At 61.3% G+C, this 22,530-nt stretch carries 22 protein-coding genes; 2 read left to right on the forward strand and 20 right to left on the reverse strand.

Features of this window, described 5'->3' with window-relative positions:
* The first annotated feature begins 55 nt into the window (after positions 1-55).
* Positions 56-4,357 carry an Lhr family helicase gene (locus HU752_RS29225; RefSeq protein WP_186683152.1) on the forward strand — a complete coding sequence of 1,434 codons (4,302 nt, stop codon included), beginning with the start codon at positions 56-58 and terminating at the stop codon, positions 4,355-4,357.
* Positions 4,358-4,655: 298 nt separating this feature from the next.
* Here the strand turns inward: HU752_RS29225 and HU752_RS29230 are convergent, their stop codons facing one another.
* The 3 genes from HU752_RS29230 to HU752_RS29240 all read right to left on the reverse strand — a co-directional run bounded on the left by HU752_RS29230 (position 4,656) and on the right by HU752_RS29240 (position 9,088).
* A complete protein-coding gene (locus HU752_RS29230; protein ID WP_225920081.1) occupies positions 4,656-6,764 on the reverse strand; it encodes a mechanosensitive ion channel family protein in 2,109 nt (702 codons plus the stop codon).
* A gap of 410 nt (positions 6,765-7,174) precedes the next feature.
* Positions 7,175-7,681 carry a single-stranded DNA-binding protein gene (locus HU752_RS29235; protein ID WP_017901550.1) on the reverse strand — a complete coding sequence of 169 codons (507 nt, stop codon included), beginning with the start codon at positions 7,679-7,681 and terminating at the stop codon, positions 7,175-7,177.
* A 9-nt stretch (positions 7,682-7,690) separates the two neighbouring features.
* Entirely contained in the window at positions 7,691-9,088 is a 1,398-nt protein-coding gene (locus HU752_RS29240; protein ID WP_186683156.1) for an MFS transporter, read from the reverse strand.
* Between the two features lie 190 nt (positions 9,089-9,278).
* Here HU752_RS29240 and uvrA point away from each other — a divergent pair, with 190 nt between their 5' ends.
* Positions 9,279-12,113, forward strand: a complete 2,835-nt coding sequence (gene uvrA / locus HU752_RS29245) for an excinuclease ABC subunit UvrA (RefSeq protein WP_186683158.1) — start codon at positions 9,279-9,281, stop codon at positions 12,111-12,113.
* A gap of 182 nt (positions 12,114-12,295) precedes the next feature.
* Here the strand turns inward: uvrA and bfr are convergent, their stop codons facing one another.
* From bfr to rplE, 17 genes are all read right to left on the reverse strand, one after another.
* Positions 12,296-12,760: a bacterioferritin gene (bfr, locus tag HU752_RS29250; protein WP_186683160.1), complete on the reverse strand. Its 465-nt coding sequence runs from the start codon at positions 12,758-12,760 to the stop codon at positions 12,296-12,298.
* Positions 12,761-12,916: 156 nt separating this feature from the next.
* Positions 12,917-14,365 carry a catalase gene (locus HU752_RS29255; RefSeq protein ID WP_186683162.1) on the reverse strand — a complete coding sequence of 483 codons (1,449 nt, stop codon included), beginning with the start codon at positions 14,363-14,365 and terminating at the stop codon, positions 12,917-12,919.
* A gap of 191 nt (positions 14,366-14,556) precedes the next feature.
* Positions 14,557-14,943, reverse strand: a complete 387-nt coding sequence (rplQ, locus tag HU752_RS29260) for a 50S ribosomal protein L17 (RefSeq protein ID WP_017901545.1) — start codon at positions 14,941-14,943, stop codon at positions 14,557-14,559.
* 42 nt (positions 14,944-14,985) lie between these two features.
* A complete protein-coding gene (locus tag HU752_RS29265) occupies positions 14,986-15,987 on the reverse strand; it encodes a DNA-directed RNA polymerase subunit alpha (RefSeq protein ID WP_003186012.1) in 1,002 nt (333 codons plus the stop codon).
* Between the two features lie 22 nt (positions 15,988-16,009).
* Positions 16,010-16,630 (reverse strand): 30S ribosomal protein S4, encoded by a 621-nt coding sequence (gene rpsD, locus HU752_RS29270; RefSeq protein ID WP_186683164.1) that lies wholly within the window; start codon positions 16,628-16,630, stop codon positions 16,010-16,012.
* Positions 16,631-16,648: 18 nt separating this feature from the next.
* A complete protein-coding gene (gene rpsK, locus HU752_RS29275; RefSeq protein WP_007924177.1) occupies positions 16,649-17,038 on the reverse strand; it encodes a 30S ribosomal protein S11 in 390 nt (129 codons plus the stop codon).
* A 30-nt stretch (positions 17,039-17,068) separates the two neighbouring features.
* A complete protein-coding gene (gene rpsM, locus HU752_RS29280) occupies positions 17,069-17,425 on the reverse strand; it encodes a 30S ribosomal protein S13 (protein WP_017901542.1) in 357 nt (118 codons plus the stop codon).
* A gap of 129 nt (positions 17,426-17,554) precedes the next feature.
* Positions 17,555-17,671, reverse strand: coding sequence for a 50S ribosomal protein L36 (gene rpmJ / locus HU752_RS29285; protein WP_002555468.1), 117 nt, complete (start codon positions 17,669-17,671; stop codon positions 17,555-17,557).
* A gap of 28 nt (positions 17,672-17,699) precedes the next feature.
* A complete protein-coding gene (secY, locus tag HU752_RS29290) occupies positions 17,700-19,028 on the reverse strand; it encodes a preprotein translocase subunit SecY (protein WP_010443917.1) in 1,329 nt (442 codons plus the stop codon).
* Positions 19,029-19,463 (reverse strand): 50S ribosomal protein L15, encoded by a 435-nt coding sequence (gene rplO / locus HU752_RS29295; RefSeq protein ID WP_010220318.1) that lies wholly within the window; start codon positions 19,461-19,463, stop codon positions 19,029-19,031. It abuts the gene before it with no gap.
* A gap of 3 nt (positions 19,464-19,466) precedes the next feature.
* The gene (gene rpmD / locus HU752_RS29300; RefSeq protein ID WP_026144795.1) at positions 19,467-19,643 is read right to left on the reverse strand and encodes a 50S ribosomal protein L30; all 177 of its coding nucleotides are present in this window, start codon (positions 19,641-19,643) and stop codon (positions 19,467-19,469) included.
* A gap of 2 nt (positions 19,644-19,645) precedes the next feature.
* Entirely contained in the window at positions 19,646-20,146 is a 501-nt protein-coding gene (rpsE, locus tag HU752_RS29305) for a 30S ribosomal protein S5 (protein ID WP_186683166.1), read from the reverse strand.
* A gap of 3 nt (positions 20,147-20,149) precedes the next feature.
* Positions 20,150-20,500 (reverse strand): 50S ribosomal protein L18, encoded by a 351-nt coding sequence (rplR, locus tag HU752_RS29310; RefSeq protein WP_010443919.1) that lies wholly within the window; start codon positions 20,498-20,500, stop codon positions 20,150-20,152.
* 10 nt (positions 20,501-20,510) lie between these two features.
* Entirely contained in the window at positions 20,511-21,044 is a 534-nt protein-coding gene (gene rplF / locus HU752_RS29315) for a 50S ribosomal protein L6 (protein WP_017901537.1), read from the reverse strand.
* 12 nt (positions 21,045-21,056) lie between these two features.
* A complete protein-coding gene (rpsH, locus tag HU752_RS29320; protein WP_017901536.1) occupies positions 21,057-21,449 on the reverse strand; it encodes a 30S ribosomal protein S8 in 393 nt (130 codons plus the stop codon).
* A gap of 212 nt (positions 21,450-21,661) precedes the next feature.
* The gene (rpsN, locus tag HU752_RS29325; RefSeq protein ID WP_017901535.1) at positions 21,662-21,967 is read right to left on the reverse strand and encodes a 30S ribosomal protein S14; all 306 of its coding nucleotides are present in this window, start codon (positions 21,965-21,967) and stop codon (positions 21,662-21,664) included.
* A gap of 13 nt (positions 21,968-21,980) precedes the next feature.
* The gene (gene rplE, locus HU752_RS29330; RefSeq protein ID WP_010443923.1) at positions 21,981-22,520 is read right to left on the reverse strand and encodes a 50S ribosomal protein L5; all 540 of its coding nucleotides are present in this window, start codon (positions 22,518-22,520) and stop codon (positions 21,981-21,983) included.
* Positions 22,521-22,530 lie beyond the last annotated feature (10 nt).

The raw sequence follows: 22,530 nt of genomic DNA on the forward strand, positions 1-22,530 counted from the left end.
GCACGCTCGGCCCATGGCGCTTGCAACCTGCGGCCGGTGGCCGCATAAAGGGCATATGAACCTCCCCGAATCGGTCCCCGGTGTCCTGGCAGGCTTTCATCCGGCCGTCAGGACCTGGTTTCGCGCCACCTTCCCGGACGTCACGGCGGCCCAGGCCCGCGCCTGGCCGCTGATCGCCCGGCGCCAGTCGACGCTGATCGCCGCGCCCACCGGCTCCGGCAAGACCCTCACCGCCTTTCTCGCGGTCATCGACGACCTGGTGCGCCAGGGCCTCGCCCAGGGCGGCAAGCTGCCCGACGAGACCCGGGTGGTCTATGTCTCGCCGCTCAAGGCGCTGTCCAATGATATCCGCATCAACCTTGAAGAGCCGCTGGCCGGGATCACGGCCGAACTGGAGCGCCAGGGGCTGCCCGCACTGCGGATCGATACGGCGGTGCGCACCGGCGATACCCCGGACAAGGAGCGCGTGCAGATGCGCAAGCGCGCACCGCACATCCTGGTTACCACTCCGGAATCACTGTACGTACTGCTCGGCTCCGAATCCGGGCGGCGCATGCTCGCCACCACCGGTACGGTGATCGTCGATGAAATCCATGCCATCGCCGCCAGCAAGCGTGGCAGTCACCTGGCCCTGAGCCTCGAACGCCTGCAGGCGTTGTGTCGTCAGCCATTGCTGCGCATCGGCCTGTCGGCCACGCAGAAGCCCATCGGCGCGGTGTCGCGCTTCCTGGTCGGCAGCCAGCGCCCTTGCGAAATCATCGACATCGGCCATGCCCGCCCGCGCGACCTGGCGATCGAGGTCCCCAAGGTTCCGTTGAGCGCGGTGATGGCGACCGACGTCTGGGAGCTGGTCTACGACCGCCTCGCCGAGCTGACCCGCGAACATCGCACCACCCTGGTGTTCGTCAATACCCGGCGCCTGGCCGAACGCCTGACCCGCCACCTGAGCGAGCGCCTCGGCAAGCAGGCCGTCGCCGCGCACCACGGCAGCCTGGCCAAGGAACAGCGCCTGGAGGCCGAACAGCGTCTCAAGCGCGGAGAGCTGCGGGTGCTGGTCGCCACCGCCTCGCTGGAGCTGGGCATCGATATCGGCGAAGTCGAGCTGGTCTGCCAGATCGGCTCGCCGGGCTCGATCTCGGCGTTCCTGCAACGGGTTGGCCGTTCCGGTCACCAGGTGGGTGGCACGCCCAAGGGCCGGCTGTTTCCAACCAGTCGCGACGACCTGCTCGAATGTGCCGCCCTGCTCGACTGCGTGCGCCGTGGCGAACTCGATACCCTGCTGATTCCCCGTGCGCCGCTGGACGTGCTGGCGCAGCAGATCGTTGCCGAGGTCAGTTGCCAGGAATGGCAGGAGGCGGCACTGCTGGAAATGATCCGCCGCGCCAGCCCCTACTCCGGGCTCGACGACCAGACCTACCAGGCCCTGCTGCAGATGCTCGCCGAGGGTTTCAACAGTCGCCAGGGCCTGCGCAGCGCCTACCTGCACCGCGACACCGTGGCCCGCACCCTGCGCGGTCGACGCGGTGCCCAGCTGACAGCGCTGACCAGCGGCGGGACGATTCCGGACAACGCCGACTATGCCGTGCTGCTCGAACCCCAGGGGCTGAACATCGGCAGCGTCAATGAAGACTTCGCGGTGGAGAGCATTGCCGGCGACGTGTTCCAGCTGGGCAACCATTCCTATCGGATCCTGCGGGTGGAAACCGGTCGGGTGCGGGTCGAGGATGCCCACGGCCAGCCGCCGAGCATCCCGTTCTGGCTCGGCGAGGCGCCGGGGCGCAGCAATGAGCTGTCCTTCGCCGTGGCCCGCCTGCGCGGGGAACTGGACGAGCGGCTGAGCGCCACACCAGGCAACCTGCGCCCCAGCCTCGACTGGCTGTGCCACGAACTCGGCCTGGGCCTGGCCAGCGCCGAGCAGATCGTCGAGTACCTGGCCCGTGCGCGCCAGGCTCTCGGCGCCCTGCCCACCCAGGACACCCTGCTGATGGAGCGTTTCTTCGACGAGTCCGGCGGCACCCAACTGGTTATCCACAGCCCCTTCGGCAGCCGGGTCAACCGCGCCTGGGGCCTGGCGTTGCGCAAGCGTTTCTGTCGCACCTTCAACTTCGAACTGCAGGCGGCCGCCAGCGAGGACGCCATCGTGCTGTCGCTGTCCACCAGCCACAGCTTCGCCCTGGAGGAGGTCTGGCGCTATCTGCGCAGCAACAGCGCCGAGCCGATCCTCGTCCAGGCGCTGCTCGATGCGCCGCTGTTCGGTGTGCGCTGGCGCTGGAACGCCGGGGTTGCGCTGGCGTTGCCGCGCTTCGTCGGTGGGCGCAAGGTGCCGCCACAGATCCAGCGGATGAAGGGTGAAGACCTCACGGCCTGCGTATTCCCGGACCAGATCGCCTGCCTGGAGAACCTCGCAGGCGAACGGGAGATTCCCGACCACCCGCTGGTACGGCAAACCCTCGACGACTGCCTGCACGAGGCCATGGACAGCGACGGCTGGCTGGCCCTGCTAAGACGCATCGAGAGCGGCACCATCCGCCTGATTGCCCGCGACCTGCCGGCGCCTTCGCCGCTGGCGGCGGAAATCCTGAGCGCCAAACCCTATACCTTTCTCGATGATGCGCCGCTGGAGGAACGTCGCACCCAGGCCGTGCTCAACCGCCGCTGGAGCGACCCGCAGGGCACCGACGATCTCGGCGCCCTGGATGGCGAGGCGATCGATGCGGTACGGGCGGAGGCCTGGCCACAACCGGCCAGCGTCGACGAGATGCACGAAGCGTTGATGAGCCTGGCGCTGATCAGCGATGCCGAAGTGGCGAACAACGAGCACTGGGCGGATTGGCTCCGGGCCCTGGCGAGCAGCGGGCGCGCCACCCGCTTGCAACTCGACGACCAGGGCGGCTGGGTCGCCCTGGAACGCCTGGGCTGCCTGCAGGCACTTTATCCACAGGCCGCGTTGCAACCACCGCTGCAGGCGCTGGCGGACTTCGAGCGATGCCGGGACGGCGACGAGGCGGCCGTCGAGGTGATTCGCGCCCGCCTCAGTGGTTTCGGCCCGTTGTCACTGGCGGAGATCGCCCGGCCGCTGGCCCTGGACAGCAGCACGGTTGCCCAGGCCCTGGCGAAACTGGAAGGCGAAGGGTATGTGCTGCGCGGCCGTTTCAGCCCTGGCGCCAGCACTGAGCAATGGTGCGAACGACATCTGCTGGCGCGCATCCATCGCTATACGGTCAAGCGCCTGCGCCGGGAAATCGAGCCGGTGTCCCTGCAGGACTTCATGCGTTTCCTGTTCGATTGGCAGCACCTGTCCAGCGCCAGCCAGGCCCGGGGCAGTGCGGCACTGCCGGCCATCGTCAGCCAGCTCGAGGGCTATGCCGCAGCGGCCGGCGCCTGGGACAGTGAGCTGCTCAATGCCCGCCTGAAGGATTATTCGCCGAGCTGGCTGGATGAGCTGTGCCGTTCGGGCAGACTGGTCTGGACCCGGCTCAACGCTCGCGGCAAAACGGCGGCGACCACGTTGCGCAGTACGCCTATCGTGCTGCTGCCACGGCCCCAGGTCGCGCTGTGGAGCAGCCTGGCGCAACAGACCGCCGTCGAGGAGCTGTCACCGCGCACGCTGAAAGTCCATGCCGCACTGAGCCAGCACGGCGCGCTGTTCTTCGATGAGCTGCTGCACGAGGCCCATCTGCTGCCGACCGAGCTGGAAGCGGCACTGCAGGAGCTGGTCGGTGCCGGCCTGGTGAATGCCGACAGCTTCGCCGGGCTGCGGGCGCTGGTCACCCCGGCCAGCAAGCGCCAGGCGCGCAGTCCACGGCGTGGGCGTGGGCCGCTGGTCGGCGGCATGGACGACGCCGGGCGCTGGGCCCTGTTGCGGCGCGCGTCACCAGCGGCCAGCGATAGCGAGCGACTGCCCGAGGAAACCCTCGAACACATTGCCAGGACCCTCTTGCGCCGCTATGGCGTGGTGTTCTGGCGGCTGCTGGAGCGGGAGGCGGAATGGCTGCCGAGCTGGCGTGAGCTGTTGCGCACCCTGCATCGGCTGGAGGCCCGTGGCGAAATTCGCGGCGGGCGTTTCGTCAGTGGCCTGGCTGGCGAGCAGTTCGCGCTGCCCGAAGCCATTGCGCTGCTGCGCGAAGTCCGCCGTCGACCGCTGGATGGCAGCCTGGTCGCCGTGTGTGGTGCCGACCCCCTGAACCTGGCAGGAACCCTGCTGCCCGGCAGCAAGGTGCCGGCGCTGGCGGGGAATCGGTTGGTATATCGCGATGGAATACCGGCGGCCGCGGAAATCGCCGGCAAGCAGCAATTCTGGCTTGAACTGGAGCCGCCGGCGGCGAATGAGGTGCGGCAGAAGCTGATCAGGCACTAGGCTGTGTATGAAATTGTTTGAAACGCAGGTTAGGCAAGGCAAAAACCGGCGAGGAAGCGCAGTTGACTGGTTGTCAATGAGCATTCTGAGCCGGTTTTTAACGCCGCATAACCAAGTTTCAAGCGATTTCATACATAGCCTAGGTCATGGGAGGACCTGTAGGACTGCGCTGTGACTACTGGCCCTTTCGCGGATAAATCCGGCTCCCACAACGTTGCGGTGTCCACATAGGTTATGCGCAACCTCAGGCCTTGTGGGAGCAGGATTTATCCGCGAAGAGGCTCGAACTGCCCCCGGATCACTGTGTCTGTACCCGCTCCCCTGGCAACACCACCGAACCGCCCTCTGCCACCTTCTGCGCCCCCTCGTCCACCGACGGCGTCCGGCTGGGCAACATCACCTGCTGTGGATAAGTCTGCGCGAAGTGCACCCACGGGCTCTGGTCCACCAGCTTCTTCAGGCGCTCGTTGAATGCCCGGCTGACCGCATACTGCCCACCGGACACGGTGCGGAACTGCGCCGTCAGCACCACGCCATTGAGGTCCATGCGATCCACCCCGAACACCTCCAGCGGCCCCTGCAGGTTGAACTTGAGGAAGCTGTCCTCGCTGATCATCCGCCCGGCCTCGCGGATCAGCGCGGTGGCCTTGTCGACATCGGTGTCGTAGGTGAACTGCACCGAGAAGAACGCGAAAGCGAATTGCCGCGACTGGTTGGTGACCGCCTTGATCTGGCCGAACGGCACCGAATGGACGAAGCCCTTGCCGTCGCGCAGGCGCAGGGTACGGATGGTCAGCCCCTCCACGGTACCGGCGTGACCGGAGTCGAGCACCACCCAGTCGCCGATGGACAGGGTGTCCTCGATGATGATGAACAGGCCGGTGATCACATCCTGCACCAACTGTTGGGAACCGAAGCCGATCGCCAGCCCGACCACCCCGGCCCCCGCCAGCAGCGGCGCGACGTTGATCCCCAGGTTGGCCATGGTGGTGATGGTGCAGATCACCACCAGGATGATCTTCACCGCATTGCGCAAGAGCGGCAGGATGGTTTTCACCCGCATGCTCGGCTGGCGCGACGAGCGCGGATTGACCGGCGGTTTCAACGCCTCCTGGATCGCCGTGTCGAGCACCACCCAGAGCAGCCAGGTCGCCAGCAGGATCAGGCCGATGCGGCTCAGGGCATCGCTGATTGCCCGACCGACGGTGTTCTGCACGGCGAACTCGTAGAGCGACAGGCCCCAGATCCGCCCCAGCAGTTCGATGAAGGTCACCGCCAGGGCGATCCGCAGCAGCGCATGCAACAGGCTCAGCAGGCGCTCCTTGTACACACTGCTGCGCTGGATCGCCTCGACGCTGCGGCCCTTGAACAGGTGCTGGATGATCGTGCTCAGAAACACCGTGCCGATCAGCAGCACCGTGGTCAGCAAGGCGCAGCGCAGGGCCTTCTGACTGTCCTCGCCGGCGCCGATCAGGTTCACCACCGAGACCAGTACCATCAGCAGGATCGGCCAGTACCAGAGGCCGGAGAAGATTCGCAGCGACTCCTGCAGGGCCGGCTGACGCAGGCGCTGGGCCAGCGACCGGTTGCGGATCAGATGGGCCACTGGCCGGCGCAGGCGGAACACCAGCACGCCAAAGAACAGCGAGGCGAACAGCCCGGTGAACACAGCGACGCTGCTGGTGATGTTGCCACCCAGCTGGCGGGCGATCTGCGGGCTGGTGAGCGCGTCGCTAAGGGCAGCGAGGAAACCGATCAGAAACAGCGGACGCGGGCTGTAGCTGCGGATGATGCGCACCGCCCGGCGCTTGTGGCCGAGGTCGAACAGCACGCTCAGGCACAGCAGCAAGCCGGTGGAGAACACCCCGCTGCTGGTGGCGTAGGCCAGGCACAGGGCCAGGGCGCGGCCCACCGAAACCGGCAGCAGATGGCTGGCGTAGAGGGTCAGCGGCAGGCTGGCCAAGGCAGGCAGCATGTAGGGCAGGATGTAATCGACCAAGGAACGGCCGCGCTCGCGGTCGAGCAACAGCGGCTGCCGATTGAGCCGACGGGCGAAGAATCGGCCGAGCAGGCTCAGCGCGGCGAAACTGCCGATCCAGATCAACGACAGCAGGAGAAAGTCGGCCGCCACGCTCCAGGGCGAGCGTTCGACGGTCTGGCTGACCAGCCGATCCATTTCGTCGGCCGCCCGGTCGGCCCGCAGGCGCCAGGCGTCCAGCAGGTTGTCGTTGAGGTCGAGCTTGTCCTGGACTTCCTCGATGCTCGAACTCAGGGCACCGAGCAACCCACCCTGCACCAGCGGCTGGGGCGGGGCCTGGGACGTCGCGGCAGCAGGAGCGGCACCGACGCCGCCACTGACGAATAACAGGAAGATCGACAAGACAATGGCCAGCTTGAATCTGGGCACGGGCATAATTCCTCTTCAGCGGTCGCTGTAAGGAACTGAGTCCCGGGAGGCTGGCAAAGTTCGGTGCAAGATGGGTCTAGCGCCATCCGGCCGCTCCCTGAGGCACTTCGACACGGGCTGCCCGTACCAGTCCGAAGATCAGGCGACGGCCCGGTATGAGTCGCAGTAGTAGGTATTGCCCGAGACCTCGAGCTTGCGCCAGGTATTCAACGTTGAGGGATGAAACTTCACGCGCCTTGGTATCGATTTTCCCTCGTAGCACAGCGGCGTAGGCCTGCGCCGCCGAACTGATCCACGATGCCAATCAGAAGCGGAACCTCAATACAAATGACTGATTGCCAAGTAATAAAAAAGCGAAGCCAGGTCAGTGGCTTCGCTTTTCAGGTTCTCAACGCTGGGAAAGCAGCGACTTAGAACGGGATATCGTCATCAAAGCTGTCGAAGTCCGGAGCCGGCTGCGGCGCGGCCTGCTGTGGAGCTGGGCGCTGTGGAGCCTGCTGTGGACGCGGCGCCTGCTGGCGTGGTGCGGACTGCTGGTAGTTGTTGCCACCGCCCTGTTGGTCGCCCTGTTGTGGACGGCCACCCAGCAGCTGCATGGTGCCCTGCATGTCGACGATGATCTCGGTGGTGTAGCGCTTGATCCCGTCCTTTTCCCACTCACGGGTCTGCAGCTTGCCTTCGATGTAGACCTGCGAACCCTTGCGCAGGTATTCGCCGGCGATCTCGGCAACCTTGCCGAACATCGACACACGGTGCCACTCGGTCTTCTCGACCTTCTGGCCGGTCTGCTTGTCGGTCCACTGCTCGCTGGTCGCCAGACTCAGGTTGGTCACGGCGTTGCCGTTGGGCAGGTAGCGAACTTCGGGATCCTGGCCGCAAGTGCCGACCAATATGACTTTGTTAACCCCACGGGCCATAACGTTCTCCTAGGCGTCGCACGCTGGCGAGGCCGGTTCATTGACCAGGCGCTCGAGGGTGGTGCGATCCAACAATTCGGTGTCCAGTTTGATGTAGATGGCGGCCTCTTCGGCTACGACCACTGCATCGGTTACCCCTACGACGGCTTTCAGGCGCTCGACCAGACCCGCTTCGCGGATCGCCTCAGGCGATAACGGCAAGCGCAGGCTCGTCACATAGGGAGGTTCACGCATGGTAACAGCAAAGGCCAGCCAGAGGGCAGCCAGTGCGGCGCATCCGAGGAAGACCGCCGACAGACCGCCATGCTGAAACATCCAGCCGCCCAGAATACCGCCGAGTGCCGAGCCGAGGAACTGACTGGTGGAATACACCCCCATCGCCGTGCCCTTGCCACCGGCTGGTGAAACCTTGCTGATCAGCGACGGCAACGAAGCCTCCAGCAGGTTGAAGGCGATGAAGAACACCACCGTACCGATCACCAGGGCCCGCAAACCATTGCCGAACTCCCAGAAGAATAGCTCAGTGAGCATCAACGTCGTCACGGCGCCGAGTAAAACTCGTTTCATTTTGCGTTTCTTCTCGCCGTAGATGATGAACGGGATCATGGCGAAGAAGGAGATCAGCAAGGCGGTCAGGTACACCCACCAGTGTTGTTCCTTGGGCAGGCCGGCCCTTTCGACGAAGGCCAGCGGCAAGGCGACGAAGCTCGACATCAGCATCGCGTGCAACACGAAGATGCCCAGGTCCAGGCGCAGCAGGTCCGGGTGCTTGAGCGTCGGCACCAGCGCCTGGCGCGCCACGCCCGACTCGCGGTGCTGCAGCGGGCTGGTGGCCTTGGGCACCATGAAGGCAATGATCAGGATACCGACCAACGCCATGCCACCGGTCGCCAGGAACAGCCCGGACAGGCCGAAGGCGCGGGTCAGCAGCGGACCAACGACCATCGCCACGGCGAACGACAAGCCGATGGTCATGCCGATCATGGCCATGGCCTTGGTACGGTGCTGCTCGCGGGTCAGGTCCGATAACAGTGCCATGACCGCTGCGGAAATCGCCCCGGCACCCTGCAGGATGCGTCCGGCGATCACGCCCCAGATCGAATGGGCGTTGGCCGCCAGCAGGCTGCCGAGAGCGAAGACGATCAGGCCCAGGTAGATCACCGGCCGTCGACCGATGCGGTCGGAAATGATTCCGAACGGGATCTGGAACAGGGCCTGGGTCAGGCCGTAGGCACCAATGGCCAGGCCGATCAGCGCGGGGGTCGCGCCTGCCAGATCCATCCCGTAGGTCGCCAGGACCGGCAACACCATGAACATGCCAAGCATACGGAACGCGAACACCAGGGCCAGGCCGCTTGCCGCGCGGGTCTCGCCGCTACTCATGCGTTCGCTGTGGGGATCGTGCATGGAAAAACCTCGTGTGAACCGGCGGCGATTCTATCAGTCCCATCGTTTGAGCGGGTATAGGGTGACGCTTTGTCGCTCACTCGTTCAGCATCCTGTCATGCAAGGCTGCAATGCTGTATCTCGATAGTGTGCATCCATCCAGTATTTAGTCTTATACTCCTGCCTTTACCGCCCGCCGTGCGAGGCCACTTTGGACAAGATCCTGATTCGTGGGGCTCGAACCCACAACCTGAAGAACATCGACCTGACCCTGCCCCGGGACAAGCTGATCGTCATCACCGGCCTGTCCGGGTCCGGCAAGTCATCCCTGGCGTTCGACACGCTGTACGCCGAGGGCCAGCGCCGCTACGTCGAGTCGCTGTCGGCCTATGCCCGGCAGTTCCTGTCGATGATGGAAAAACCTGACGTCGACACCATCGAAGGCCTGTCGCCGGCCATTTCCATCGAACAGAAATCGACCTCGCACAACCCGCGCTCGACAGTCGGCACCATCACCGAGATCTACGACTACCTGCGCCTGCTGTATGCCCGCGTGGGCACGCCGCGTTGCCCGGACCACGACATTCCGCTGGAGGCGCAGACCGTCAGCCAGATGGTCGATCTGGTGCTGGCCCAGCCCGAGGGCGCCAAGCTGATGCTGCTGGCACCGGTGATTCGTGAACGCAAGGGCGAGCACCTGTCGGTGTTCGAGGAACTGCGGGCCCAGGGCTTCGTCCGTGCCCGGGTCGACGGAAAATTGTACGAGCTGGACGAAGTGCCCAAGCTCGACAAGCAGAAGAAGCACTCTATCGACGTGGTCGTCGACCGCTTCAAGGTCCGCGCCGACCTGCAGCAGCGCCTGGCGGAATCCTTCGAGACCGCACTGGGGCTGGCCGACGGCATTGCCCTGGTCGCGCCAATGGACGACGAGCCCGGCGAGGAAATGATCTTCTCCGCGCGCTTCGCCTGCCCGATCTGTGGCCACGCCATCAGCGAGCTGGAACCGAAGCTGTTCTCCTTCAACAACCCGGCCGGCGCCTGCCCGACCTGCGACGGCCTCGGCGTAAAGCAGTTCTTCGACGTCAAGCGCCTGGTTAATGGCGAACTGACGCTGGCCGAAGGCGCGATACGCGGCTGGGACCGGCGCAACGTCTACTACTTCCAGATGCTCGGCTCGCTGGCCGCGCACTACGGCTTCAGCCTGGAAGTGCCGTTCAACACCTTGCCGGCGGACCAGCAGAAGGTCATCCTCAGTGGCAGCGGCAACCAGAACGTCGACTTCAAGTACCTCAATGACCGCGGCGATATCGTCAAGCGCTCGCACCCGTTCGAAGGCATCGTGCCGAACCTCGAGCGCCGCTACCGCGAGACCGAGTCGGCCACCGTGCGCGAGGAGCTGGCCAAGTTCCTCAGCACCCAGCCCTGCCCGGACTGCCGTGGCACCCGCCTGCGCCGTGAGGCGCGGCATGTGTGGGTGGGCGAAAAGACCCTGCCGGCAGTCACCAACCTGCCGATCGGCGATGCCGCCGGCTACTTCTCGGGGCTGAAGCTGACCGGGCGACGCGGCGAGATCGCCGACAAGATCCTCAAGGAGATCTGCGAACGCCTGCAGTTCCTGGTCAACGTCGGTCTCGACTACCTGACCCTGGACCGCAGTGCCGACACCCTGTCCGGCGGCGAGGCACAGCGGATCCGCCTGGCCAGCCAGATCGGCGCCGGCCTGGTCGGGGTGATGTACATCCTCGACGAACCCTCCATCGGCCTGCACCAGCGTGACAACGACCGCCTGCTCGGCACCCTGAAGCACCTGAGGGACATTGGCAACACGGTGATCGTGGTCGAGCACGACGAGGACGCGATCCGCCTAGCCGACTACGTGGTGGATATCGGCCCGGGTGCCGGCGTGCATGGCGGCAGCATCGTTGCCCAGGGCACCGCCGCCGAAGTCATGGCCCACCCGGACTCGCTCACAGGCAAGTACCTGTCGGGCCGGGTGAAGATCGAAGTGCCGGCCAAACGGACGCCACGCAACAAGAAGCTGTCGCTGACCCTCAAGGGCGCGCGCGGCAACAACCTGCGCAACGTCGACCTGGAAATCCCGATCGGCCTGCTGACCTGCGTGACCGGCGTGTCCGGTTCGGGCAAGTCGACCCTGATCAACAACACCCTGTTCCCGCTCAGTGCCACCGCGCTCAATGGTGCCACGACCCTGGAGGCTGCGGCCCACGACAGCATCAACGGCCTGCAGCACCTGGACAAGGTGGTGGATATCGACCAGAGCCCGATCGGTCGGACACCACGCTCGAACCCGGCGACCTACACCGGCCTGTTCACGCCGATTCGCGAACTGTTCGCCGGCGTGCCGGAGTCCCGCTCCCGCGGATACGGCCCGGGCCGCTTCTCGTTCAACGTCAAGGGCGGCCGTTGCGAGGCTTGCCAGGGCGATGGTCTGATCAAGGTGGAGATGCACTTCCTGCCGGACATCTACGTACCGTGCGACGTGTGCAAGAGCAAGCGCTACAACCGCGAAACCCTGGAGATCAAGTACAAGGGCAAGAGCATCCACGAGGTGCTGGAGATGACCATCGAGGATGCCAGGGAGTTCTTCGATGCCGTGCCGGCGCTGGCGCGCAAGCTGCAGACGCTGATGGACGTGGGGCTGTCCTACATCAAGCTGGGGCAATCGGCGACCACCCTGTCCGGTGGCGAGGCACAGCGAGTCAAGCTCTCTCGTGAGCTGTCCAAGCGCGATACCGGCAAGACCCTGTACATCCTCGACGAGCCGACCACCGGCCTGCACTTCGCGGATATCCAGCAATTGCTGGACGTGCTGCACCGGTTGCGCGACCACGGCAACACCGTGGTGGTGATCGAGCACAACCTGGATGTGATCAAGACCGCCGACTGGCTGGTGGACCTTGGACCCGAGGGGGGATCCAAGGGTGGACAGATCATCGCGGTAGGGACGCCGGAGCAAGTGGCAGAGATGCCACAGTCGCATACCGGGCATTACCTGAAGCCGCTGTTGATTCGCGATCGTGCGTAAACGGCGGAAATGAAAAAGCCCCTGTCATTGAATGATGACAGGGGCTTTTTTGTGAGGCGGGAATTACCTTCGCTGGCAAGCCAGGCTCCTACAGGATCACCTAGCTCCTCGGAACCGGGTACACCGGCGCCTCCAGGAGCCAGGCTTGCCGGCGAACCGGTGCACAGCACCGGCCATCCGACTCAGAACTGCGACTGCAGGTAGTTCTCCAGCCCAACGGACTTGATCAACCCCAACTGTTTCTCCAGCCAGTAGGTGTGATCTTCCTCGGTATCCGCCAGCTGCTGACGCAGGATATCGCGGGAGATGTAGTCCTTGTGCTGCTCGCAGAGCTCGATGCCCTTGCACAGCGCGGCGCGCACCTTGTACTCCAGACGCAGGTCGGCAGCGAACATGTCCGGCACGGTAGTGCCCACGTCCAGGTCATCCGGACGCATGCGCGGAGTGCCCTCGAGCATCAGGATCCGACGGATCAGCGCGTCGGCGTGTTGGGCCTCTTCCTCACTCTCGTGGTTGATGCGCTCGTAGAGCTTGCTGAAGCCCCAGTCCTCATACATCCGCGAATGGATCAGATATTGGTCACGAGCTGCCAGTTCACCCGTCAGCAACGTGTTGAGGTAATCGATTACGTCCGGGTGACCTTGCATCGCCCTACATCTCCCTGCTTTAAAGTCTGTATTTTGAACCAAGCTGACCGGAAGGTCACGGCAAAAACAGCAGAAAAGTGAGAAATAGCAGAGAAAAACTAGCGATTTGAAGCGAAAAACCGCCCAAATGCGGGCGGTTCTGCTTCTCGTTTAGACTTACTTCAGCACTATTCCCAGCGCCTTCGCGATGCCTTCCCCGTATGCCGGGTCAGCCTTGACGAAATACTGCAGCTGGCGCTGTACCACATCATCGGAGACGCCGCTCATGGCGCCGGCGATGTTGTTGATCAGCAGCGCCTTCTGCTCATCGTTCATCAACCGGAACAGCGCACCGGCGTGGCTGAAGTAGTCGGTATCTTCGCGATGATCGTAGCGGTCCGCCGCACCGCTCAGTGCCAGCGCCGGCTCGGCGTAGCGAGGAGCCTGCTTCGGCGCGTCGGCGTAGCTGTTAGGCTCGTAGTTCGGCGCTGCCCCCCCATTGCTGCCGAAAGCCATCGCACCGTCGCGCTGGTAGCTGTTGACCGGGCTACGTGGCGCGTTCACCGGCAGCTGCTGGTGGTTGGTGCCGACGCGGTAGCGGTGGGCATCAGCGTAGGCGAATACACGACCTTGCAGCATGCGGTCTGGCGACAGGCCGACGCCCGGAACCATGTTGCTCGGACCGAAGGCGGCCTGCTCGACCTCAGCAAAGTAGTTCAGCGGGTTGCGGTTCAGTTCCAGCTCACCCACTTCGATCAGCGGGAACTCCTTCTGCGACCAGGTCTTGGTCACGTCGAACGGGTTCTCGTAGTGCGCCGCAGCCTGGGCTTCGGTCATGATCTGGATGCAAACGCTCCATTTCGGGAAGTCGCCGCGCTCGATGGCGTTGAACAGGTCACGCTGTGCGTAATCCGGATCGGTACCCGCCAGGCGTGCTGCTTCGGCCGGCGCCAGGTTCTTGATGCCCTGTTTGGTCTTGTAGTGCCACTTCACCCAGTGACGCTCGCCCTTGGCGTTGATCAGGCTGTAGGTGTGGCTGCCAAAACCGTGCATGTGACGGTAGCCGTCCGGAATCCCGCGGTCCGAGAACAGGATGGTGATCTGGTGCAGCGCCTCGGGCGAGTGCGACCAGAAGTCCCACATCATCTGCGCGCTTTTCAGGTTGCTTTGCGGCAGACGTTTCTGGGTGTGGATAAAATCCGGGAATTTGAGCGGATCACGGATGAAGAACACAGGCGTATTGTTGCCGACGATGTCCCAGTTGCCTTCCTCGGTGTAGAACTTCAGGGCGAAACCGCGCGGATCGCGCTCGGTATCAGCCGAACCCCGCTCACCACCCACCGTGGAGAAACGCAGGAAGGTCTCGGTCTTCTTGCCAATCGATTCAAACAGCTTGGCGCTGGTGTACTGGGTGATGTCCTTGGTGACGGTGAAGGTACCGTAGGCGCCCGACCCCTTGGCGTGCACGCGGCGCTCAGGAATGTTTTCACGGTTGAAATGGGCAAGCTTCTCGATCAGGTGGAAGTCGTCGAGCAGCAGTGGGCCACGAGGGCCAGCGGAACGGGAATTCTGGTTATCCGCGACGGGAGCGCCGCTGGCGGTCGTCAGCGTTTTGTTCTGGCTCATAATCATCCTTCCTCTCTGGGTCTTGGTACTGCCGGCTAATCGGCTGAGAGGAAGTATCGACCATGAAGGTTACAGGCACAAATGCATTAATCCATCAAAGGCAATAGTTAACAACTATTAACAACAGATGCATTAATAGCAGGCACAAAAAACCGGGCACTGGGCCCGGTTTCTTGTTTCAGACTGACGTCTTACTCGGCAGATACAGCATCGCCAGCAGTAGCACGATCAACCAACTCGACGTACGCCATAGGAGCGTTGTCGCCAGCGCGGAAACCGCACTTCAGGATGCGCAGGTAGCCACCCTGACGGGTAGCGTAACGCTTGCCCAGGTCGTTGAAGAGCTTACCAACGATAGCTTTCGAACGAGTACGGTCGAAAGCCAGACGGCGGTTAGCAACGCTGTCTACCTTGGCCAGGGTGATCAGCGGCTCGGCAACGCGGCGCAGTTCTTTGGCTTTTGGCAGAGTGGTTTTGATCAGCTCGTGCTCGAACAGCGACACAGCCATGTTTTGGAACATGGCCTTGCGGTGCGAGCTGGTGCGGCTCAGGTGACGTCCACTTTTACGATGACGCATGGTTCATTCCTTACCAAACACTACGTTCGGTGATTACGACGATCAGGCAGTCGCCTTGTCGTCCTTCTTAAGACTTGCCGGCGGCCAGTTATCGAGGCGCATGCCGAGGGACAGACCGCGGGAGGCCAGAACATCCTTGATTTCAGTCAGGGATTTCTTGCCCAGGTTCGGAGTCTTCAACAGCTCTACTTCGGTACGCTGAATCAGGTCGCCGATGTAGTAGATGTTTTCCGCCTTAAGGCAGTTAGCCGAACGTACAGTCAGTTCCAGATCGTCAACCGGGCGAAGCAGGATCGGATCGATCTCGTCTTCCTGTTCGACAACCACTGGCTCACTGTCACCCTTGAGGTCGACGAACGCAGCCAACTGCTGTTGCAGGATGGTTGCAGCACGACGGATGGCCTCTTCAGGATCCAGGGTACCGTTGGTTTCCAGATCAATAACCAGTTTGTCCAGGTTGGTACGCTGTTCGACACGGGCGTTTTCCACCACGTAGGCGATACGGCGAACCGGGCTGAACGAAGAGTCGAGCTGCAAGCGACCGATGCTGCGGCTTTCGTCTTCATCGCTCTGACGCGAGTCTGCTGGTTCATAGCCACGACCACGAGCTACGGTGAGCTTCATGTTCAAGGCGCCATTGGACGCCAGGTTGGCGATTACGTGATCGGGGTTAACGATCTCGACATCATGATCCAGCTGAATATCGGCAGCGGTAACCACCCCCGAACCCTTCTTCGACAAGGTCAGCGTAACTTCGTCACGGCCGTGCAGCTTGATAGCCAGACCTTTAAGGTTCAACAGGATTTCAATGACATCTTCCTGTACACCTTCGATGGCGCTGTACTCGTGGAGCACACCGTCAATCTCGGCCTCGACTACTGCACAGCCTGGCATTGAGGACAACAGGATGCGGCGCAGCGCGTTGCCCAGGGTGTGGCCAAAACCACGCTCGAGAGGCTCGAGAGTGATCTTAGCGCGGGTTGGACTGACAACCTGCACGTCAATGTGACGGGGTGTCAGGAACTCATTTACCGAAATCTGCATGGATGCACCTATTTTCTAGCCCTTACTTGGAGTAGAGCTCGACAATCAGGCTTTCGTTGATGTCGGCGGAGAGGTCACTGCGAGCAGGAACGCTTTTGAAAACGCCCGACTTCTTCTCAGTGTCCACATCTACCCATTCTACGCGGCCACGCTGAGCACACAGTTCCAGAGCCTGGACGATACGCAGTTGGTTCTTCGCTTTTTCGCGAACAGCAACCACGTCACCAGCACGAACCTGGTAGGACGGAACGTTTACGGTCTTGCCGTTAACGCTGATCGACTTGTGCGATACCAGCTGACGCGATTCGGCACGAGTCGAACCGAAGCCCATGCGGTATACGACGTTGTCCAGACGGCACTCGAGCAGTTGCAGCAGGTTCTCACCGGTTGCACCTTTCTTGCCAGCAGCTTGCTTATAGTAGCCGCTGAACTGACGCTCGAGGACGCCGTAGATACGACGAACTTTTTGCTTTTCACGCAGCTGGGTGCCGTAGTCGGACTGACGACCGCGACGCTGGCCGTGGATACCAGGAGCTGCTTCGATGTTGCACTTGGATTCGATAGCGCGCACGCCACTCTTCAGGAAGAGGTCGGTGCCTTCGCGACGAGCCAGTTTGCATTTTGGACCAATGTAACGAGCCATTCTTTACAATCTCCTGGATTACACGCGGCGCTTCTTCGGCGGACGGCACCCGTTGTGCGGGATAGGCGTCACGTCGGTGATGCTGGCGATCTTATAGCCACAGCCGTTCAGAGCACGGACAGCGGACTCACGACCTGGACCTGGGCCCTTGACGTTCACGTCGAGGTTCTTCAGGCCATATTCCAGCGCAGCTTGGCCAGCACGTTCAGCGGCTACCTGAGCAGCGAACGGAGTGGACTTACGGGAACCGCGGAAACCCGAACCGCCGGAGGTAGCCCAGGACAGAGCGTTACCCTGACGATCGGTGATGGTCACGATGGTGTTGTTGAAAGACGCGTGGATGTGGGCGATGCCATCAACCACTGTCTTTTTGATTTTCTTACGAGGACGAGCAGCAGGTTTTGCCATGACTAAATTCCTGTCGATTCGCTGGTGCGATTACTTGCGGATCGGCTTACGCGGACCTTTGCGAGTACGCGCGTTGGTCTTGGTACGCTGACCGCGCACTGGCAGACCTTTACGATGACGCAGACCGCGGTAGCAGCCCAGGTCCATCAAGCGCTTGATTTTCATGTTGATTTCGCGACGCAGGTCACCTTCAGTGGTGAACTTCGCCACTTCGCCACGCAGCTGTTCAATCTGCTCGTCGCTCAGATCCTTGATCTTAGCGGCTGGGTTGACCCCAGTCACTGCACAGATCTGCTGTGCAGTAGTGCGACCAACACCATAGATGTAGGTCAGCGAGATAACAGTGTGCTTGTTATCTGGAATGTTAACGCCTGCAATACGGGCCATTCAGTGGGACTCCAATTGACAGCTACCTACGCCCCGGAAGCCAAGAAATAGGGCGCGAGATAATATCGCTGTAATAACAAATAATCAACCCAGCAGCGCACTAGCTGCTGGGCTTCAAGCAGATCACACTCAGCCTTGGCGCTGTTTGTGACGCGGTTCCGCGCTGCAAATTACTCGAACCACACCTTCGCGGCGAATAATCTTGCAGTTACGGCACAGCTTTTTCACCGATGCACGAACTTTCATCACCAACTCCTCGAACCTTATGGGTGCTTCAGCGCAGCATGCCGCTGCCGTAGCCCTTCAGGTTGGCTTTCTTCATCAGGGATTCGTACTGGTGCGAAACGAGGTGAGATTGCACTTGGGACATGAAGTCCATCACAACCACGACCACGATCAGCAACGAGGTCCCGCCAAGGTAGAACGGAACGTTTGCTGCAACCACCAGGAACTGGGGCAACAGGCACACGGCCGTCATATAAAGAGCACCGAACATGGTCAAACGGGTCAGAACGCCATCAATGTAGCGCGCCGACTGCTCGCCTGGACGGATACCCGGAATAAAGGCACCGGACTTCTTCAGGTTTTCCGCTACGTCTTTCGGATTGAACATCAACGCCGTATAGAAGAAGCAGAAGAAAATAATCCCTGCACTAAACAGCAGAATATTCAACGGCTGACCAGGAGCGATCGACTGCGAGATGTCCTGCAACCAGCCCATACCTTCAGACTGACCGAACCAGGCACCCAACGAAGCCGGAAACAGCAAGATGCTGCTCGCGAAGATAGCTGGAATCACACCGGCCATATTCACTTTCAGCGGCAAGTGGCTGGTCTGCGCAGCGAAGACCTTGCGGCCCTGCTGACGCTTGGCGTAGTGAACAGCGATACGACGCTGGCCACGCTCAATGAACACCACGAAACCGATAATCGCTACTGCCAGCAAACCGATGGCAACCAGGGCGAAAATGTTGATATCACCCTGACGCGCAGACTCGAAAGACTGCCCGATCGCTCTCGGAAGACCGGCGACGATACCCGAAAAAATCAGCATCGAGATACCGTTGCCAACACCGCGCTCCGTAATCTGCTCACCCAGCCACATCATAAACATCGCGCCGGCCACGAACGTGGACACCGCGACGAAATGGAAGCCGAAATCAGCAGAAAAAGCTACGCCCTGACCAGCCAGGCCAATGGACATGCCAATGGCTTGAACAAGGGCCAGGACGACGGTGCCATAGCGGGTGTACTGGCTGATCTTACGACGACCAGCCTCACCTTCCTTCTTCAACTGCTCCAGCTGCGGGCTGATAGCGGTCATCAGCTGCATGATGATCGATGCCGAGATGTACGGCATGATCCCCAGTGCAAAGATGCTCATCCGCTCCAGCGCGCCGCCGGAAAACATGTTGAACAAGCTAAGAATGGTCCCCTCATTCTGTCGAAACAGGTCCGCCAGCCGGTCCGGGTTGATACCTGGAACTGGGATGTGCGCACCTATCCGATAGACGATAATCGCCAGGAACAGGAAACGCAGACGAGCCCAGAGCTCGGATAACCCGCCTTTGCTGAGCGCTGAGAGAGCACCTTGCTTAGCCATTTATTCCTCGAACTTGCCGCCAGCTGCTTCGATAGCCGCACGCGCACCCTTGGTGGCGGCGATGCCCTTGATAGTTACAGCGCGAGTCACTTCGCCCGACAGCATGATTTTCACACGCTGAACGTTCTGGTTGATCACGTTGGCATCTTTCAGGGACTGCACGGTTACGACGTCGCCTTCCACTTTAGCCAGCTCGGACAGACGCACTTCAGCGCGGTCCATGGCCTTCAGGGAAACGAAGCCGAACTTCGGCAGGCGACGATGCAGCGGCTGTTGACCGCCTTCAAAGCCTGGAGCAATGGTGCCACCGGAACGGGAGGTCTGACCTTTGTGACCACGGCCACCAGTCTTACCCAAACCGCTACCGATACCACGGCCCGGACGATGCTTTTCGCGACGGGAACCCGGCGCTGGACTCAGATCATTGAGTTTCATCGATTAACCCTCGACACGCAGCATGTAGTAAGCCTTGTTGATCATCCCGCGATTCTCGGGAGTATCCTGGACTTCTACAGTGTGACCGATGCGACGCAGACCCAGACCCTTCACGCACAGTTTGTGGCTAGGGATACGGCCGCTGGTGCTTTTGATCAGCGTTACTTTTACGGTTGCCATGATCACAGGATCTCCGCTGCAGTTTTGCCGCGCTTGGCAGCAATGGACTCAGGGGATTGCATGGCTTTCAGACCCTTGAAAGTGGCGTGAACCACGTTTACCGGGTTGGTCGAGCCGTAGCACTTGGCCAGAACGTTCTGAACGCCAGCAACTTCGAGGACAGCACGCATAGCGCCGCCAGCGATGATACCGGTACCTTCAGATGCAGGCTGCATGTAGATCTTCGAAGCGCCGTGGGCGGACTTCGTAGCGTACTGCAGAGTGGTGCCGTTCAGGTCCACCTGGATCATGTTGCGGCGAGCAGCTTCCATAGCCTTCTGGATCGCAGCAGGCACTTCACGCGACTTGCCACGGCCGAAGCCTACACGGCCCTTACCATCACCTACCACGGTCAGCGCGGTGAAAGTGAAGATACGGCCACCTTTTACGGTTTTGGCTACGCGGTTAACTTGAACCAGCTTCTCGATGTAGCCTTCGTCGCGCTTTTGGTCGTTATTGGACATAACTTAGAACTCCAGCCCAGCTTCACGAGCAGCATCAGCCAGCGCCTTGACGCGGCCGTGGTACTTGAAGCCAGAGCGGTCGAAAGCCACCTGCGAGACGCCTGCGGCTTTAGCACGCGAAGCGACCAGCTGGCCAACCTTAGTGGCCGCGTCGATGTTGCCGGTGGCACCATCACGCAGTTCTTTATCCAAAGTCGAGGCGCTGGCCAGGACCTTGTTGCCGTCGGCCGAAATGACCTGGGCGTAGATGTGCTGCGAAGAGCGGAACACGCAGAGACGCACGACTTCGAGTTCGTGCATTTTCAGGCGTGCTTTGCGAGCGCGACGCAGTCGAGTAACTTTTTTGTCGGTCATTTGCTATGCCCTACTTCTTCTTGGCTTCTTTACGACGGACGACTTCGTCCGCGTAGCGCACACCTTTACCTTTGTAAGGCTCTGGTGGACGGAAGTCGCGGATCTCGGCGGCCACCTGACCTACCAGCTGCTTGTCGATACCCTTGATCAGGATGTCGGTCTGGCTAGGAGTTTCAGCGGTGATGCCTTCCGGCAGTTCATAATCCACTGGGTGCGAGAAGCCAAGGGCCAGGTTCAGGACCGAGCCTTTTGCTTGTGCCTTGTAACCAACACCGACCAGCTGGAGCTTGCGCTCGAAGCCTTGGCTTACGCCCTGGACCATGTTGTTGACCAACGCACGCGTGGTACCAGCCATTGCGCGAGTCTGCTGGTCGCCGTTGCGAGCAGCGAAACGCAGCTCACCAGCTTCCTGGACGATCTCGACGGACGAATGGACATTCAGTTCGAGAGTGCCCTTGGCACCCTTCACCGAAAGCTGTTGGCCGGCGAATTTGACTTCGACACCAGCTGGCAGCTTAACGGGGTTCTTAGCGACGCGAGACATGCTTATCCCCCCTTAGAACACTGTGCAAAGAACTTCGCCGCCGACACCGGCAGCGCGCGCAGCACGATCAGTCATCACACCCTTGTTGGTGGAGACGATAGACACGCCCAGACCGCCACGTACCTTCGGCAGTTCTTCGACGGACTTGTACTGACGCAGGCCTGGACGGCTAACGCGCTTCACTTCCTCGATGACCGGACGGCCTTCGAAGTACTTCAGCTCGATGGACAGCGACGGCTTGGCGTCGGTAGTTACCTGAAAACCCGCGATGTAACCTTCGTCCTTCAGGACTTTTGCTACAGCCACCTTCAGAGTGGAAGACGGCATGCTTACGACGGACTTTTCAGCCATCTGGGCATTACGGATTCGAGTTAGCATGTCCGCTAACGGGTCCTGCATACTCATGGGCTAGATGCTCCTGATACAAAAAAAATGAGCCTTGCGGCTACAACTGTCGCCGAGCTATTCCACACGTAAAAAGTGCAGGCTCAGGCGAGCCGGTCATTCTAGACACACGCCAGAAATGAATCAAGCCCCAAAAGGGGCTTGATTCAGACTCCAGGTCACCGCCGGTCAGTATCTTGCGACCCTGACCAGGGTGACTGAGGAAGTGCGGCTTACCAGCTGGCTTTGACCAGACCTGGTACGTCACCACGCATTGCAGCTTCACGCAGCTTGTTACGGCCCAGGCCGAACTTGCGGTAAACGCCGTGCGGACGACCAGTCAGGCGGCAGCGGTTACGCAGGCGCGAGGCGCTGGCGTCACGTGGCTGCTTCTGCAGGGCGATCGAAGCTTCCCAACGCGCTTCTGGACTTGCGTTCAGATCGACGATGATAGCTTTGAGCGCTGCACGCTTGGTGGCGTACTTGGCAACGGTGAGCTGACGCTTCAGCTCACGGTTTTTCATGCTCTTCTTGGCCATTTTCCTACTCCAATCAGTTGCGGAACGGGAATTTGAAAGCACGCAGCAGGGCGCGACCTTCTTCATCCGTCTTGGCAGTGGTGGTCAGGGTAATGTCCAGACCGCGCAGAGCATCGATCTTATCGTAATCGATTTCCGGGAAGATGATCTGCTCTTTCACGCCCATGCTGTAGTTGCCACGACCGTCGAAGGACTTGGCATTCAGGCCGCGGAAGTCGCGAACCCGAGGCAGGGAGATCGACAGCAGACGATCCAGGAACTCGTACATACGATCGCGACGCAGGGTCACCTTGACACCGATCGGCCAACCTTCGCGGACTTTGAAGCCTGCGATGGATTTGCGAGCGTGAGTCACGACGACCTTCTGGCCGGTGATCTTTTCCAGGTCGGCAACAGCGTGCTCGATGACTTTCTTGTCGCCGATCGCTTCGCCCAGACCCATGTTCAGGGTGATCTTGGTAATGCGCGGAACTTCCATCACGTTCGCCAGCTTAAGTTCTTCCTTAAGCTTCGGAGCGATTTCCTTCCGGTAAATCTCTTTCAGTCGTGCCATGGTCTTCTAC

The organism is Pseudomonas vanderleydeniana, assembly GCF_014268755.2.
Classification (GTDB): Bacteria; Pseudomonadota; Gammaproteobacteria; order Pseudomonadales; family Pseudomonadaceae; genus Aquipseudomonas; species Aquipseudomonas vanderleydeniana.